Below are 1,464 nucleotides of genomic sequence, written 5' to 3'. Positions count from 1 at the left end.
GTGTTGCAAAAGATCAATGATAATGCTTATAAAATTGATCTACCTGGTGAGTACAATGTTAGTGCTACTTTCAATGTTACTGACTTATCTCCCTTTGAATTTTCAGATTATGAGATGGTTGATTCGAGGACGAATCCTCTTAAAGAAAGGGGGGATGATGTGATCACAAGAAGCACTACACATGGAGATCACAATCATGAAGCTGAAGAAGATGAAGATGGCGTGAAGACCCACTCTCAAGCCCAACATGAACGTGATTCTCAAGGTTCTTCAACAATGGATCAAGCTATCAATGGGCCAGCTTGGAGAAAAGATCCATTAATGGGACTTGGAGGCCCAATGACGAGAAGTAGAGCTAAAAAGATGAAAGAGGCCCTCAATGGATTTATTCTATATTTATTTGAGGAGTCCAAGCCCACAAGAGTTGAAGAGAAGCCCAACATCATAACCTTATTTAAGGTTAAGGAGAGCTAAAGCTATTTGGGCCAACACATAAAGAGAATGAGCCCAAAAGGTCAAATTGGACTTCACCACATTGAATTTCGGCCACCACTTATTTTAGGCCTTTAATTTTTGAAAATTAGGGTTTAATTGTAAGGCTCTTTCAGCCCAATTAGTTAGCCCAATATTCAACCTTATCATGTTGATAAAGGATTGAATTTTGGTAGTTTCATTCATGTCAAATTTCGATTCTCTTGACCTAGAAGGAATCCGAAATTTAGCTTGCTTATTTAGACATATAATTCAGCCACATTCATGTTATAAGTGGTATGAATTAATTAGGTTTGCTTATTAGATAAGTTCTAGACTAGTCCTCTCTAGAATGTTCTAAATGTACTTAGCCATACTTGTTGTATTGGTTCAAGTACTAGATAAGATTTCTTAGGGACTAAGTAATATGTTTAGACTAGGATTGCATGAGCCAAATTCTATCCCTTAAGGAACAAGAATTCGGCCATCACAACCTTATAAATAGGGGGTCCATATTTTTGAATTCAAGACATCAATTATTCATCAGAAATTGCTTCTTGCAAGTGAGAGTTTTTCTCTTGAGTTCTCCACAGAATTCAAAAATCTATAGGCTTAGTTTTTGAGAGTTGTTCATCTCTAAAATTAGTCATCGATCCGTTGCTTTAGAATTCAACATTTCTAACCAAATTGGAAGGTTAGGGGTGAAGATCACTTGTCCCATACGAAATTCGAACAAGGATATAACATAGAGTTAGATCCAATCGGCCAAACTCTGCTTGTGCGTTTCTATTCATCAGAAGGATAGGGGTTCACGCCACCTTGCATGCTACCAAAATAATTTTTCCACCAATTGAATTTCATTTTAATACAACATCTAGCCAAGAACAGCAAAACTCAACCAATAAAAATTCATTTTTCAAGCAAGATTCAATTCCAACTTAACCGATCATCACATGAAAACATAAGGCTGTTTTTTTTACACATTTGACGGTG

The 1,464-nt window shown here is 36.5% G+C and carries 1 protein-coding gene; it reads left to right on the top strand.

All coding sequences use genetic code 11. The features are described from left to right. Positions 1-474, top strand: a 474-nt coding sequence (locus BVER_RS33125; protein WP_198155485.1) for a hypothetical protein, incomplete at its 5' end; no start/stop codon positions are given. Positions 475-1,464 lie beyond the last annotated feature (990 nt).

Source organism: Candidatus Burkholderia verschuerenii (assembly GCF_001189365.1).
GTDB lineage: Bacteria > Pseudomonadota > Gammaproteobacteria > Burkholderiales > Burkholderiaceae > Caballeronia > Caballeronia verschuerenii.
Note: the sequence above shows the minus strand (reverse complement) of the source record. Positions and strands in the feature narration are given on the sequence as shown.